Origin of the sequence: Sphingopyxis sp., assembly GCF_050725615.1 — a bacterium.
In the GTDB taxonomy this organism is placed as follows: Bacteria; Pseudomonadota; Alphaproteobacteria; order Sphingomonadales; family Sphingomonadaceae; genus Sphingopyxis.
In genome coordinates, this window is sequence record NZ_JBOHHU010000023.1 from 1 (window position 1) to 12463 (window position 12463).

Here is a 12463-nt window from a genome sequence, read left to right on the forward strand (position 1 = left end):
GCCCTCGACCTCGACTGGCATTCGCTCGCGCGCGGCGGATCGACCCTCGCCTTCTATATGGGGCGCGATGCCGCCGCCGACCTCGCGCGCGGCCTGATCGGCGCCGGCATGGCACCGGACATGCCGGTGATGATCGCCTGCAACATCAGCCGCCCCGACGAGCAACGACTCACGACCCGCCTCGACCTGCTCGGTCTGGCGACGCGGGCGCTGACCGCCGACGCGCCGACCCTCATCCTGATCGGCGCCGCCATCCTACGCGCCGAGGCGGCAACGACGCGCGTCGAGACCGCGCCATGTCCATCCTGTTGAGCCTATGGCTGGCGTCCCGCCGGACCAGGCGGGGGGCCGAGCCGCCTTGCCCCGCGATGCCCGTCCATCAGCGGCAGCGCCATCGACATGATGCGGTGCTGCGCGCGATCGATCGCAGGGTCCGGGACCTTGGCGACCGATCTTTGACCAAAGGCGAGCGCATCATCTGGAGCACCGCGCTGGCGATCGCGATCCTGACCGGCGACCGGGACGCGCCATTTTCCGCCCCGGCGAAGCTTCCTCATTGGTCCGCCGCCCGCATCGGTTTCGCGGCGATGGAGCTGCCAGACGCGGCGGACTGCGTCGTCGCGCTGGTGAAGGAACTCGCCTTTCGGGCCGCGCTGGCGCCAAACGACCGGCAAGCGGAGTCCCGCTCGCTCGTGCGGCTCGCCATGCTGCGACAGCGCTTTCGGACGATATCCGCCGGGACCGACATGCCGGCGAGATTCAACGCGATGATCGAGCGCCTCTATCCGTGATCGCTCTTTGCGATATTGGCCAGATCGGAATGGAAGACCGCAGCGGGAGCGCACCCTCGCCCGCCCTTGCCATAGCGGACCTCGTAAACGGCGGCGTCGTCCTGCCGCGCTTTCGTGAGCGCGAGGAATATCCGGGCCATGATCTCAACCGGCGTTCACTCGGGCAGCTGGGACCGTTTACGATCAGCTGAGCATGGTTCATGGTGGCGGATCGGATGGCTTCGGTCCTTTTCTTGCCGGTTTTCAGCTTGTAGGGATGCGCTTAGACGTGCAGAGACAGGCGGAGTTCTCCGGCTAAAGCTGGACAAAGATCGGATTTGGAGGCGGCATGCCCAAGGCAGGTAAACTTGCGCCCGCAGGCGGCGTGGAAGTAGCGGCCGGCGACGATTGGGATATTCTTCTTGCGGAAATAACGGATCGCTCGCGCCGTGGCACCGAGCGCAAGCAGGATCGCAGCAAGCGGACCGAGCAGCAGATTTTGACCGCAGCCTTGCGGGTGTTCGCGCGCGACGGGATTTCGCGCTCGAGGATTGCCGATATCGCCGCAGAATCAGGCATTTCGACGTCGACCCTCTATGAATATTACAAGAGCAAAGAGGATCTCGCCTATGATCTTCCGCTCAAGAATCTCTCGGCCTTTTTCGAATCCTACCGCGACGCGTTGACGGGCGAGGAAAGCGCGCGCGAGCGCCTGGTGCTCTATCTGACGCTGTCGGCGGACTATGCCCGCGAGCATGCGGATTGGGCCCGCCTCTTCTATCTCGAAATCTGGCCCAGCGTGCTGGTCGTCGACACCGAGGTCCAGACGAGCATCAACGATTTTGCGAAGCCGGTCATCAAGTTGCTGGAAGAGGGCATATCGGAAGGCTGGGTATCGCCGAAACAGAATCTCTATGAGACGGCGGCGCTGATCATCGGCGGATCAAGCCAGTTGATCATCACCTGGCTGTTGTACCGCAAGCCCAAGAATTTGACCAAGGCCGGGTCCGAGATGGCCGAACGGCTGGTGCGGCTGCTGGAGGCCGAAGCGAAGCTCGACGGATAAGAAGGCCGGGATGCGGAGCGGAACCGGATATCCTATGGGCCGAATCGCGATGCGCTCGCTGCAGCCGGTCTAACGGATGAACCTGCGGACATAATCCCTGCCGAGGCCGACCTTTTCGAAATGCGCGGCGGCCTGCTCGATCCGTGTGAAGACATCGGCATAGCCGGCCGCCTTGCCGTTGCTATCGAGTTCGATGAGCGTTCCCGTGATCCAGAACAGCGTTTCGGAAAATCCGTCGCCGGTCAGCGTGTGGATGTCGCCCGGCGCTTCGAAGACATAGCTCCCGGCTTCCGCGCGCCAGTCGCGCTCGAGATAGTGCCATGATCCGCGAATGACATATCCGTGCACCGGCGACGGATGCGCGTGGCGACTGATGAAGCCATGCATGTCGATGCGAACGACATTCGTCCACGCGCCGCGCACGGTATCGAAGAGGAGCGGACGCATCCAAACCCCCTCGGTCGCAGCAGGAACCCAGTGGCGCGGGTCGTCAGACACGGCCGTTTCGACGATCTCCGCGGGGCTCCACGGGCTGACGTCCATCATCGCCTCACCTCCTCATCGCAGATGGCCGCGCTCAGGAAATCGGCCGCTGTTCGACGATGGACAGGCCATAGCCTTCGAGCGCCACGAGCGATTGCGGGGCGTTGGTCAGCAGGATCATGTCGTGCACGCCGAGCTCGGCGAGGATCTGGGCGCCGCCCCCATAATCGCGAAGCTCGAGACTCCGCGCAATGTCGCGGCGCACCGGGTCGGTCGACGGGATGAGAGCGCGGCTCACATAGTCGTTCACGAAGCGGTTGATCATCACAATGACCCCGCTTCCCGCCGCCCCGATCATCTCCATCGATTTCTCGACGAGGTGCGTGCGATCGGAGGCCTCGGCGAAGACGTCGTGCATGATCGACAGCAGATGCATTCGCACCAGCGTCGGCTTCGCCGGATCGATTTCGCCTTTGACCAGTGCGAGGGTTTCCTCGCCGGTCGACGTGTTTTCAAAGGCGATTGCTTTCCATTCACCACCGAATTCGCTCACGACCTTTCGCTCGCCGATCCGCTTCATCATGCGGTCATGCTTGCGGCGATAGGCGATGAGGTCACGGATCGTCCCGATTTTCATCCGGTGTTCGGCCGCGAACTCCATGAGATCGTCGAGCCGCGCCATGCTGCCATCGGCCTTCATCACTTCGCAGATCACCGCCGACGGGTTAAGTCCGGCCAGGCGTGCGACATCGACCGACGCCTCGGTATGCCCGGCGCGCACGAGGACGCCGCCATCGCGCGCGACGAGCGGGAAGACATGTCCCGGGGTCACGATGTCGGCGGGGCCGCGCGCGGCGTCGATGGCTACCGCGATCGTGCGCGCGCGGTCGGCGGCGCTGATCCCGGTGGTGACGCCTTCGCGCGCCTCGATCGACACGGTGAACGCGGTCTCGTGGCGCGTCCGGTTCTGGTTCGACATCATCTCGAGCCCGAGCTGTTCGGTGCGCTGCCGCTGCAGCGCGAGGCAGATCAGCCCGCGCCCATGTTTGGCCATGAAGTTGATCGCGTCGGGGGTCGCCATCTGGGCGGGGATGATGAGGTCGCCTTCATTCTCGCGATCCTCATCGTCGACCAGGATGAACATGCGCCCATTGCGCGCCTCGTCGATGATTTCCTCGACCGTCGCTATCGCGAGCTCATGACGCCTTCCTCCCCCCCGCGCGACAAGGGAAGCCGCCGTTGCCACATCACCCATGATCGCGCTCCTTCGAGTCCATCCATAAATCCAATGATCAATCGTATTATCTACGTCATTCAGACAAAAATACCAAGAGATACCTTGAATATCTCGTAGACAATGATATCAATATCCGATCATTCATCGGTTTTGGAGTTCTCAAGTGGCCGATAGCGCCGTCCCTTTGCAGGCCGACTGCTGCCCCGACGATCACCGGGCGAACTTCGTCGCGCAAATGCGCGTGGTCCCCGGACCCGTCGCGCTGATCTGCTCGGCCGATGGCGACGAACGGACCGGCATGGCGGCGACGGCGTGGAATTCGCTCTGCGCCGAGCCGCCGATGCTGCTCGTTTGCGTCAATCGGAACGCCAGCGCGAACGGTTTGATCGCCTCCTCGGGGCGATTCAGCGTCAACCTGCTCTCGCCCCGGGACGTCGAAACGGTCGCGATCTTCTCAGCCCAGCGCGGCCTCTCGGGCACAGCGCGATTTCTCGACGGCCAATGGGATGAAGGCGAACTCGGCCAGCCGATGCTGAAAGGTGCGGTCGCGGTGTTTGAGTGCGAACTCGAGGCGAAGCACAGCCATGGCACGCACGATATCTTCATCGGTCGCGTGCGGCATATGAGCAGGACGGCGGGCGCCGAACCTTTGCTCTATATGGATGGCGGATATTGTACGCCGGCGCCGCTGGTGGCGGCGTAAAAGGACAAGCATTAGGTCGCGTCAGACGGCCGCCGGCGACGGGATTGAACGATGTTGGGCAAATCAAGGGACAGGACAGATGATTGACAAGCTGGCCGCATCCGCCGCCGAGGCCGTATCGGGCCTGCACGATGGTGCGGCGATTATGATCAGCGGTTTCGGCGAGGCGGGGGTCCCTGCCGAACTGATCGACGCCGTCGTCGATCATGGCGCCACCGACCTCACGATCATCAGCAACAATGCCGGCACCGGCGAAGTCGGCATCGCCGCCCTCATCAAGGCGAACCGGGTGCGCAAGGTCATCTGCTCCTATCCGCGCATGGCCAATTCGGTGCATTTCGAGGCACGGTATCGCGCGGGCGATCTCGAACTCGAGCTCGTGCCGCAGGGCAATCTCGCCTGCCGCATCCAGGCCGCAGGCTCGGGCCTCGGCGCCGTCTTCACGCCGACAGGCTATGGAACGATGCTCGCCGAGGGCAAGGAAACGCGCGAGATCGACGGGCGCCACTATGTCCTCGAATATCCGATCCACGCCGATTTCGCGCTGGTGAAGGCCTGGGCCGCCGACCGCTGGGGCAATCTCGTCTATCGCAAGGCGGCGCGCAATTTCGGCCCAATCATGGCGATGGCGGCCAAAAACACGATCGTACAGGTCGAACAGGTCGATCCCTTGGGGACACTCGACCCCGAGATCGTCGTCACCCCCGGCATTTTCGTCAATCGCATCGTCGCGATCCCCACCCGCGCCGCAACGGCGGCCTGAAGGAGACATGGACATGCAACGGATGGATCGCGAAACCCTCGCGGCGCGCGTCGCCAGGGACATTCCCGAAGGCACCTATGTCAATCTCGGCATCGGGCTTCCCACCAAGGTCGCCAATTTCCTCCCCACCGATGGCGATTTCTTCCTTCACAGCGAGAATGGCATTCTCGGCATGGGGCCGGCACCCGCCGAGGACGATATCGACTGGGACCTCATAAACGCCGGCAAGCAGCCGGTGACGCTGCTCACCGGGGGCTGCTTCTTCCACCATGGCGACAGCTTCTCGATGATGCGCGGCGGCCATATCGATATCTGCGTAATGGGCGCCTATCAGGTGTCCGAGAAAGGCGATCTCGCCAACTGGCACACCGGCGCGCCCGACGCGATCCCGGCGGTCGGCGGCGCGATGGACCTCGCGGTCGGGGCGAAGCAGGTCTTCGTGATGATGGACCTGCTTTCCAAGACCGGCGAGAGCAAGCTCGTGAAAGAATGCAGCTACCCGTTGACCGGGCTTGGATGCATTTCGCGGCTCTACACCGACCTCGCCATCTTCGACCTCGGCCCCGATGGCGCGAAGGTCGTCGAGATGGTCGACGGGCTCGATCTCGCCGCGCTGCGCAAGCTCACCGGCCTCGACCTCGAAATGGCCGACTGACGCGGTGGCGGAAACGTCGGGATCGATCGCCTTCGGGGCGTTCACGCTCGAACGCCGCGCCGATGGTGTCGCGATCGCGACGTTTTGCCGCCCCCCGGTCAATGCTTTCTCGATCGCGGAATATCGCGCGCTCGGCGACCTGATCGCCCATGTCGAGGCCGACGAGGCGATCCGTGCGCTCGTCCTCGCCGCCCCCGACGATGCGCGCGCCTGGTGCGGCGGCGCCGACCTCCGGGATTTCGAGGGAATCACCAAGGCGGCGCGCGCCGAACGCTACGCCTTCATCAACAGCGTGCTACCGCGCTTTCATGCGCTCGACCGGCCGACGATCGCGGCGATCAACAAGGCCGCGATCGGACTCGGCATGGTCCTCGCCAGCCTTTGCGACTTTCGCATCGCCGCCGCATCGGCCGCTTTCGCCGTCCCCGAAATCGATTTCGGGCTGCTCAGCGGCGGCGCGGGCCGCTTTGCCGCCTTGCGGCTCCCCGAACCGAAATTGCGCGAGATGCTGTACACCGGCGCGCGCTTCACTGCGGCGGACCTCGAGCCGACGGGCTTCTTCAACTATGTCGTCGAGGAGAGCGAGGTTCTCCCCCGCGCGCTAGCGCTGGCAGAGCAACTCGCCGCGAAAGACCCCGCCGCGATGCGAGCGCGCAAACGCGATACGCTCGAACTCGAAGGCACGGCATGGCTCGCCGCTTATGAGAGGTCGCAACGCGCCTCGGGCGACCTGGTCGAAAATGACGCCAGCCGTAGCGGCGTGCGCGATGCGCTCCAGTCGCGGAGCGGTTCCGATCGGAGCACTGCCGGCTGAAACCTAACGCCCCTGCCACACGGCGGGGCGCTTCTCCAGAAAGGCGGATACGCCTTCGACCTTGTCGGCGGTGCCGAACAGGCCCGCGAACGCCTGGCGCTCCATCGCAAGATGCGCCGTCTGGTGAGTCTCGAAACCCGCGCGGACGAGCGCCTTCCCCTGCTGCATGGCCATTGGCGCGCGCGCCGCGATCCTTTCGGCGAGTTCGAGCGCCGCCGCGACGGCCTGGCCGTCACCGACGACGTCGGTCACAAGGCCCGCATGCAAGGCTTCGGAGGCGGTCAGGGCCTCGCCGAGCAGGACCATCTTCATCGCCCGGCCGCGCCCGACGATACGCGGCAAGGTCGCGGTCCCGCCGGCCCCGGGAATGATCCCGAGATTGGTTTCGGGCTGTCCGAATTTCGCCGAAGCGCCGCTGACGACAAGGTCGCAGCACATGACAAGCTCGTTGCCCGCGCCGAGCGACCAGCCTTCGACCGCGGCGATGAGCGGCTTGGAAAACGCCCGTATCCGCGCCCAGATTGCCGGCCGCGGATCGTTCATCGCCCCGGCCGTATCGCGCGAAGCGAGTTCGCCGATGTCGGCGCCCGCCGCGAAAACCTTCTCGTTTCCGGTGACGATCACCGCACGCACGGCGGGATCACTCGCCGCCGCGTCGAGCGCATCGGCGATGCGGCCGAGCAGGTCGGTTGCGAGCGCGTTGCGCTTCTCGGGCCGGTTGAGGCGCAGCAGCAGCACATGTTCGATGCGCCGCTCGCAGATCAGGCTGGCATCGGCTTCGCTCACATCCAGTTCCTCATATATTGCGACGGGCGATACATCGCCTCGCCGGTTTCGTCGGCGATCGCAGCGAGTGCGGCGCGCACCCGCCCGCGACCGTAAAGATCGGCCCAGGCAAAGGGGCCGACAGGATAATTGGCGCCAAAGCGCATCGCGGCATCGATGTCCTCCTCGCCCGCGACATGCTCGAACACGGCGTCGGCGGCGGCGTTGGCGATCTGCGCAAGCGTGCGGCAGACGATGAGGCCCGGACGATCGGCGATGCGGATCGCGGCGCGCCCGAGCGCGCCCGCGAGGTCGATCGCGACCTCGGCCGCCGCACCGTCCGACGCCGCGAAGATGATCGGACCCTCATTCTCGGCCAGCGTCCAGTCGATCAGCGCAACCGGCCTGCCGGTTTCGGTCGCAAGAGCGCTTGCCGTGCGCCCGGCGGTGATGCCGAGCGAGGCGCCGCCGACAGCGAGGAGGTCGCCGGGCGCCGAGCGAAGCAGGGCCTCGGCTTCGGCACGGCCTCGCCCGTCCGGAGCCGGTCGCGGTTCGGCGTCGATGCTGGCGGGCACCGGAGCGCCTTCGGAATAATCATAGATACCGCGCCCCGTCTTGCGCCCATACCAGCCCGCATCGACAAGCGCGGCCTGCGCGCGCTGCGGCACGAAGCGGGTACGCCCGAAATAGGCGTCATGGACCGAGCGGGCGACGGTGAAGTTGACGTCCTGTCCGATGAAGTCGGTGAGTTCGAGCGGCCCCATGCGAAAGCCCGCGGCGCGGACCGCCGCGTCGATCGCCCCCGCACTCGCCGCCTGTTCCTGGAGCGCAGTGAAGGCTTCGGCATAAAATGGGCGTGCGACGCGGTTGACGATGAAACCCGGCACATCGGCGACCGGCACCGCGACCTTGCCCCACGCCTTGGCCGCATTGGTGACGGTGTCGGACGCGGCCGCATCGGTTGCCGGACCCGAGACGATCTCGACCAGCTTCATCGCGGCGGGCGGATTGAAGAAATGCATGCCGACGAAGCGCTCGGGTTGCGCCAGCGGTTTTGCGAGGCCCGCGATGGGCAACGACGAGGTGTTGCTCGCCAGGACCGCCTCGCGCCCCACGATCGCTTCGAGCCGCGTGAACAACTCGGCCTTGATCGCGGCATTTTCGACGATCGCCTCGATGACCAACTCGCTGTCGGCGAGCGTCGCGAGATCCTCGGTGCAGATGATGCGCCCTAGGATCGCGGCCGCGTCGGTGGCTTCGAGGCGTCCCTTTGCGACCAGACCGTCGAGCGCCTTGCCGGTGCGCGCCCGCGCGGCGGCGAGCGCGTCGGCGGAGAGATCGAACAGGCGCACGGTCGCGCCGCTCTGCGCGGCGATCAGCGCAATTCCCGATCCCATGGCGCCGGCGCCGCACACGGCGACCCGCGAAACGGTCGTCATTCGCCCGATTCCCGGAAGCGAACGAGGATCGTACCATGCTCGACCAGCGCGCCCGCCGAGACACAGACCTCGGCCACTTCGCCCGCCGCCGACGACAGGAAGGGCTGTTCTTCGTCGAGAACCGAAAGCCGCGCGAGTTCGGCGCCCGCCGCGACCCGGTCGCCGGGCGCGAGGATCGACACCAAAGTCGCGACATGCGGCGCAGCAAGATCGCGCAGCGCGCCCGCCGCCGGGACATCGGCCGCTTCATAGCCGCCGACTTCGTCGAGCAACGGATTGGGCCCGCCGCCTTCGCGCGCGATGAAGATCTCGCCGCGCGCATCGATCACATGCGCCTCGGACCAGTCGCTATCGAGGAAACTCGTCATCAGCGCGCGCAGGTCGTCGATCGCGGCCGCGAACGGGTCTTGGACGTCGCTCATGCCGCTGCCTTTCCGAAGTCGGGCAGCACGACCTGTTCGAGCCAGCGCGTATGGATCCGGTTCTCGATAAAATCGGGGTGCGTGATGATCGCGCGCTGCAGGCCGAGCGTCGTCGGCACGCCTTCGATCGCAAATTCGTCGATTGCGGCGACCAGTCGCGCGATCGCATCGGCGCGGTCGCGGCCATGCGCGATCAGCTTGCCCACCATGCTGTCATAATAGGGCGGGATCATCGCGCCCGCCGCCATATGGCTGTCGAGGCGAATGCCCTCGCCCGTCGGCGGTTCCCAGCGCGTGATGCGCCCGGGGCTCGGCATGAAGTCGCGCGCGGCGTCCTCGGCATTGATACGCAGCTCGATCGCATGACCCGAAAGCTTGATGTCGTCCTGCGCGACCGACAGGGTCGCGCCGCCGGCGATGCGAATCTGTTCCTGGACGAGGTCGAAGCCCGAGATCATCTCGCTCACCGGATGCTCGACCTGGATACGCGCATTGACCTCGATGAAATAAAATTCCTGGCGCTGGACGTCGAACAGGAATTCCGCAGTGCCGGCGTTGCGATAATTGACGCTGGCGGCGAGATCGACCGCCGACTGGTGGAGCTGCGCGCGCAGCGCGTCGGACATGGCGGCGCAGGGCGCCTCCTCGATCAGCTTCTGGTAGCGGCGCTGGACCGAGCAGTCGCGCTCGCCGAAATGGAGGACGCGGCCCTGCCCGTCGCCCATCAGCTGCACTTCGACGTGGCGCGCTTCGGGAACGAAGCGCTCCATGAAGAGGGTGCCGTCGCCGAAGGCGGCGACCGCCTCGGCCGATGCACGGTGAAAGCCCGCCTCGGCGTCGTCGCCATTATGCGCGATGACCATGCCGCGGCCGCCGCCGCCCGCCGATGCCTTGAGCAGCACCGGATAGCCGATCCGGTCGCCCTCGCGGCGCGCATCGGCGGCGCTCGCGATGCATTCGCTTCCGGGCACGAGCGGGACGCCGGCCGCGCCCGCCATCGCGCGCGCCTGGAGCTTGTCGCCGAGCGCGTCGATCATGTCGGGCTCGGGTCCGACGAAGGCGATGCCATGCTGGTTGCAGAGGCGCGGGAGAATGGCGCGCTCCGATAGGAAACCATAGCCCGGGTGGAGCCCGTCGCAGCCGCTTTCGCGGGCGGCGTGGACGATCAGGCGCGGATCGAGATAGGATTTGGCGGCCGCCGCCGGACCGACGACGATCGCGCGATCGGCAAGGCGCGCAGCGGCGCTGTCGCGGTCGGCTTCGGACACCGCGACCACGGTTTCGATATCGAGCGCCTGCGCGGCGCGAACGACCCGGAGGGCGATCTCACCGCGATTGGCGACGAACAGACGCTTGATCGCCATCAGCCTTGCACCACCACGAACAGGGGTTGCCCACCCTCGACCATGACGCCGTCTTCGACGAGGATGCTGTGAATGCGTCCGCCCTTGTCGGATTTGAGCGCGGTGAAGAGCTTCATCACTTCGATGAGGCAAAGCTCGTCGCCCTCGGCGATCGTGTCGCCAACCTCGACATAGGGCGCGGAGCCGGGCTTGGGCGAACGATAGAAGGTGCCGATGTTGGGCGCCGTGATGATCACTCCGCCCGGCGGCAGGTTCGCCGCCGGATCGGCGGCGGGTGCCGCAGCAGCGGCTGCAGCCGGCGCGGCGGCCGGAGCCTTTACGGTCGGAGCCGGAACCCCGCCCTGCCCGTCCCGGCGAACCGGGGCGCTGCGCGCCGACGCCGCGCCGCGCGACAGATGAATTTCGATGTCGCCGCGCCGGATATGCACTTCCCGAAGCGATGAGCGCTCGAACTCCTGAAGCAGGAAGGTCAATTTCTCGGGAAATTCGCCGGAACTCATTCTTGTTGTCCTGAAATGAGTGCGGGGTCGCCAGCGATGACGACCCCGCACGCCGGAAGGCTGATCAATATTTGAACTGGACCGAGACGCCGTAAACCGAAGGCTTACCACGATAGCGGACAAGCGTGTCAAGGTAGGTCGAGACCGCCGTGATATAGGATTCGTTGGTCACGTTGCCCGTTCGAGGTCGACCTCGACCGCGCGGTGAAGAAGCAGGTCACCTTCGGCGCTGGCCCGCACATCTGCCCCGGCCAGTTCCTCGCCCGGCTGGAAATCAAAATCCTGCTGGAAGAATGGTTCGCCCGGATCCCCGGCTTCCGGCTCGAGCCCGGTCAACAAATCCGGCATCTCGGCGGCGTGACCTCCGGGACCGAGTCCTTCTGGCTGGAATGGTAGGGCCCGCATTTCGGCGACATAGCGACGCCTCCCCCCGCTCAGGCCGAGCGCTAAAGTCGGGCACAACCGACGCAACGGAAAGAAGCAGATGGCGCTGACCACGCGGATCACGGAATTGCTCGGGATCGAACATCCGATCGTGCAGGGAGGCATGCAGATCGTCGGCGTGCCCGAACTGGCGTCGGCGGTGTCGAATGCGGGGGGCCTTGGCATGCTGACCGCCCTCACCTTCCCGTCGGCTGCGGCGCTGCGCGATGCGATTGAGCGCTGCCAGGCGATGACCGCAAAGCCCTTCGCGGTGAACATCTCGGTGTTTCCGACGATGAACCCGCCCGACTATCCGGCCATCGTCGATGCGATCGCCGGCGCCGGCATCACCATCGTCGAAACGGCGGGAACCCCGGCCGTGCGCGAGGTGTGGGACATGCTGCACGCGCGCCGCATCACGATCATCCACAAATGCACGTCGGTGCGCCATGCGCTCTCGTCCGAGCGGCTCGGCGTGCACGCCGTGTCGATCGACGGGTTCGAGTGCGCCGGCCATCCGGGCGAAGATGACATACCGGGGCTGGTCCTGATCCCGGCGGCGGCGGACAAGGTCAAGGTGCCGCTGCTCGCCAGCGGCGGCATCGCCGACGGCCGCGGGCTCGTCGCGGCACTCGCGCTCGGCGCCGACGGCGTCAACATGGGCACCCGCTTTTGCGCGACGCAGGAGGCGCAGATCCACCCCAACGTCAAACGGGCGTATCTCGACAATGACGAACGCGGCACGCTCCTGCTGTTCCGCAAGCTCAACAACACCGCACGCGTCGGCCGCAATCGCGTGGCCGAAGACGTCGTTCGCGTCCTGAATCAGCCTGACTCGACCTTCGCTGACGTCGCCCATCTTGTCGCCGGTGCACGGGGCCGCGAACTGTTGTCGAACGGCGACCTCGATCATGGCGTCTATTGGGCCAGCATGGCGCAGGGCCTGATCCACGACCTGCCGACCTGCCGCGACCTGATCGATCGGATCATGGCCGACGCCGACACGATCATCGCGCGCCGCCTCGCGGCCATGATGGCGTACGGCTAAGGCTGGCTGTC

The 12463-nt window shown here is 65.9% G+C and carries 15 protein-coding genes and 1 pseudogene; 9 read left to right on the plus strand and 7 right to left on the minus strand.

Features of this window, described 5'->3' with window-relative positions:
- From ACREB7_RS07270 to ACREB7_RS07280, 3 genes and pseudogenes are all read left to right on the plus strand, one after another.
- Positions 1-312 (plus strand): annotated as a pseudogene (locus ACREB7_RS07270) (uroporphyrinogen-III C-methyltransferase); the annotation flags it as partial.
- Complete coding sequence (locus ACREB7_RS07275; RefSeq protein WP_431591627.1) at positions 297-791, plus strand: hypothetical protein; 495 nt, start codon at positions 297-299, stop codon at positions 789-791. The pseudogene ACREB7_RS07270 and the gene ACREB7_RS07275, both read left to right, overlap by 16 nt.
- A 328-nt stretch (positions 792-1119) precedes the next feature.
- A complete protein-coding gene (locus ACREB7_RS07280; protein ID WP_431591628.1) occupies positions 1120-1836 on the plus strand; it encodes a TetR/AcrR family transcriptional regulator in 717 nt (238 codons plus the stop codon).
- Between the two features lie 69 nt (positions 1837-1905).
- On the opposite strand, the gene ACREB7_RS07285 is transcribed toward ACREB7_RS07280, so the two are convergent.
- Together ACREB7_RS07285 and ribB are read right to left on the minus strand one after the other, a co-directional pair.
- A complete protein-coding gene (locus ACREB7_RS07285; protein ID WP_431591629.1) occupies positions 1906-2382 on the minus strand; it encodes a 2,4'-dihydroxyacetophenone dioxygenase family protein in 477 nt (158 codons plus the stop codon).
- A gap of 31 nt (positions 2383-2413) precedes the next feature.
- Positions 2414-3574, minus strand: a complete 1161-nt coding sequence (gene ribB, locus ACREB7_RS07290) for a 3,4-dihydroxy-2-butanone-4-phosphate synthase (RefSeq protein WP_431591630.1) — start codon at positions 3572-3574, stop codon at positions 2414-2416.
- Between the two features lie 145 nt (positions 3575-3719).
- Between ribB and ACREB7_RS07295 the strand changes: the two genes are divergently transcribed.
- The 4 genes from ACREB7_RS07295 (at position 3720) to ACREB7_RS07310 (ending at position 6491) form a co-directional block, all read left to right on the plus strand.
- Positions 3720-4259 carry a flavin reductase family protein gene (locus tag ACREB7_RS07295; protein WP_431591631.1) on the plus strand — a complete coding sequence of 180 codons (540 nt, stop codon included), beginning with the start codon at positions 3720-3722 and terminating at the stop codon, positions 4257-4259.
- 79 nt (positions 4260-4338) lie between these two features.
- Positions 4339-5022, plus strand: a complete 684-nt coding sequence (locus ACREB7_RS07300) for a 3-oxoacid CoA-transferase subunit A (protein ID WP_431591632.1) — start codon at positions 4339-4341, stop codon at positions 5020-5022.
- Between the two features lie 13 nt (positions 5023-5035).
- Positions 5036-5677, plus strand: a complete 642-nt coding sequence (locus ACREB7_RS07305; protein ID WP_431591633.1) for a 3-oxoacid CoA-transferase subunit B — start codon at positions 5036-5038, stop codon at positions 5675-5677.
- A gap of 4 nt (positions 5678-5681) precedes the next feature.
- On the plus strand, positions 5682-6491 hold the full coding sequence (locus ACREB7_RS07310) for an enoyl-CoA hydratase/isomerase family protein (RefSeq protein ID WP_431591634.1): 810 nt from the start codon (positions 5682-5684) through the stop codon (positions 6489-6491).
- 3 nt (positions 6492-6494) lie between these two features.
- On the opposite strand, the gene ACREB7_RS07315 is transcribed toward ACREB7_RS07310, so the two are convergent.
- The 5 genes from ACREB7_RS07315 to accB are packed head-to-tail and all read right to left on the minus strand — an operon-like array spanning position 6495 to position 10981.
- The gene (locus tag ACREB7_RS07315; RefSeq protein WP_431591635.1) at positions 6495-7277 is read right to left on the minus strand and encodes an enoyl-CoA hydratase-related protein; all 783 of its coding nucleotides are present in this window, start codon (positions 7275-7277) and stop codon (positions 6495-6497) included.
- Positions 7274-8695, minus strand: coding sequence for a 3-hydroxyacyl-CoA dehydrogenase NAD-binding domain-containing protein (locus tag ACREB7_RS07320; RefSeq protein WP_431591636.1), 1422 nt, complete (start codon positions 8693-8695; stop codon positions 7274-7276). The genes ACREB7_RS07315 and ACREB7_RS07320 overlap by 4 nt, the downstream gene beginning before the upstream one ends.
- Positions 8692-9117, minus strand: coding sequence for a biotin/lipoyl-containing protein (locus ACREB7_RS07325; protein ID WP_431591637.1), 426 nt, complete (start codon positions 9115-9117; stop codon positions 8692-8694). The genes ACREB7_RS07320 and ACREB7_RS07325 overlap by 4 nt, the downstream gene beginning before the upstream one ends.
- Positions 9114-10481, minus strand: a complete 1368-nt coding sequence (locus ACREB7_RS07330) for an acetyl-CoA carboxylase biotin carboxylase subunit (RefSeq protein ID WP_431591638.1) — start codon at positions 10479-10481, stop codon at positions 9114-9116. The genes ACREB7_RS07325 and ACREB7_RS07330 overlap by 4 nt, the downstream gene beginning before the upstream one ends.
- Positions 10481-10981 (minus strand): acetyl-CoA carboxylase biotin carboxyl carrier protein, encoded by a 501-nt coding sequence (gene accB / locus ACREB7_RS07335; RefSeq protein ID WP_431591639.1) that lies wholly within the window; start codon positions 10979-10981, stop codon positions 10481-10483. The genes ACREB7_RS07330 and accB overlap by 1 nt, the downstream gene beginning before the upstream one ends.
- Before the next feature lie 204 nt (positions 10982-11185).
- Here accB and ACREB7_RS07340 point away from each other — a divergent pair, with 204 nt between their 5' ends.
- Both ACREB7_RS07340 and ACREB7_RS07345 read left to right on the plus strand, forming a co-directional pair.
- The gene (locus ACREB7_RS07340) at positions 11186-11377 is read left to right on the plus strand and encodes a cytochrome P450 (protein WP_431591640.1); all 192 of its coding nucleotides are present in this window, start codon (positions 11186-11188) and stop codon (positions 11375-11377) included.
- Between the two features lie 88 nt (positions 11378-11465).
- Positions 11466-12452, plus strand: coding sequence for an NAD(P)H-dependent flavin oxidoreductase (locus ACREB7_RS07345; RefSeq protein WP_431591641.1), 987 nt, complete (start codon positions 11466-11468; stop codon positions 12450-12452).
- The last annotated feature ends 11 nt before the right edge of the window (positions 12453-12463 follow it).

Bases quoted from the DNA above. Each gene is read 5' to 3' on its own strand.
- ACREB7_RS07275 (WP_431591627.1), top strand. From the start codon at position 297: ATGTCCATCCTGTTGAGCCTATGGCTGGCGTCCCGCCGGACCAGGCGG.
- ACREB7_RS07280 (WP_431591628.1), top strand. From the start codon at position 1,120: ATGCCCAAGGCAGGTAAACTTGCGCCCGCAGGCGGCGTGGAAGTAGCG.
- ACREB7_RS07285 (WP_431591629.1), bottom strand. From the start codon at position 2,382: ATGATGGACGTCAGCCCGTGGAGCCCCGCGGAGATCGTCGAAACGGCC.
- ribB (WP_431591630.1), bottom strand. From the start codon at position 3,574: ATGGGTGATGTGGCAACGGCGGCTTCCCTTGTCGCGCGGGGGGGAGGA.
- ACREB7_RS07300 (WP_431591632.1), top strand. From the start codon at position 4,339: ATGATTGACAAGCTGGCCGCATCCGCCGCCGAGGCCGTATCGGGCCTG.
- ACREB7_RS07305 (WP_431591633.1), top strand. From the start codon at position 5,036: ATGCAACGGATGGATCGCGAAACCCTCGCGGCGCGCGTCGCCAGGGAC.
- ACREB7_RS07320 (WP_431591636.1), bottom strand. From the start codon at position 8,695: ATGACGACCGTTTCGCGGGTCGCCGTGTGCGGCGCCGGCGCCATGGGA.
- ACREB7_RS07325 (WP_431591637.1), bottom strand. From the start codon at position 9,117: ATGAGCGACGTCCAAGACCCGTTCGCGGCCGCGATCGACGACCTGCGC.
- ACREB7_RS07330 (WP_431591638.1), bottom strand. From the start codon at position 10,481: ATGGCGATCAAGCGTCTGTTCGTCGCCAATCGCGGTGAGATCGCCCTC.
- accB (WP_431591639.1), bottom strand. From the start codon at position 10,981: ATGAGTTCCGGCGAATTTCCCGAGAAATTGACCTTCCTGCTTCAGGAG.
- ACREB7_RS07345 (WP_431591641.1), top strand. From the start codon at position 11,466: ATGGCGCTGACCACGCGGATCACGGAATTGCTCGGGATCGAACATCCG.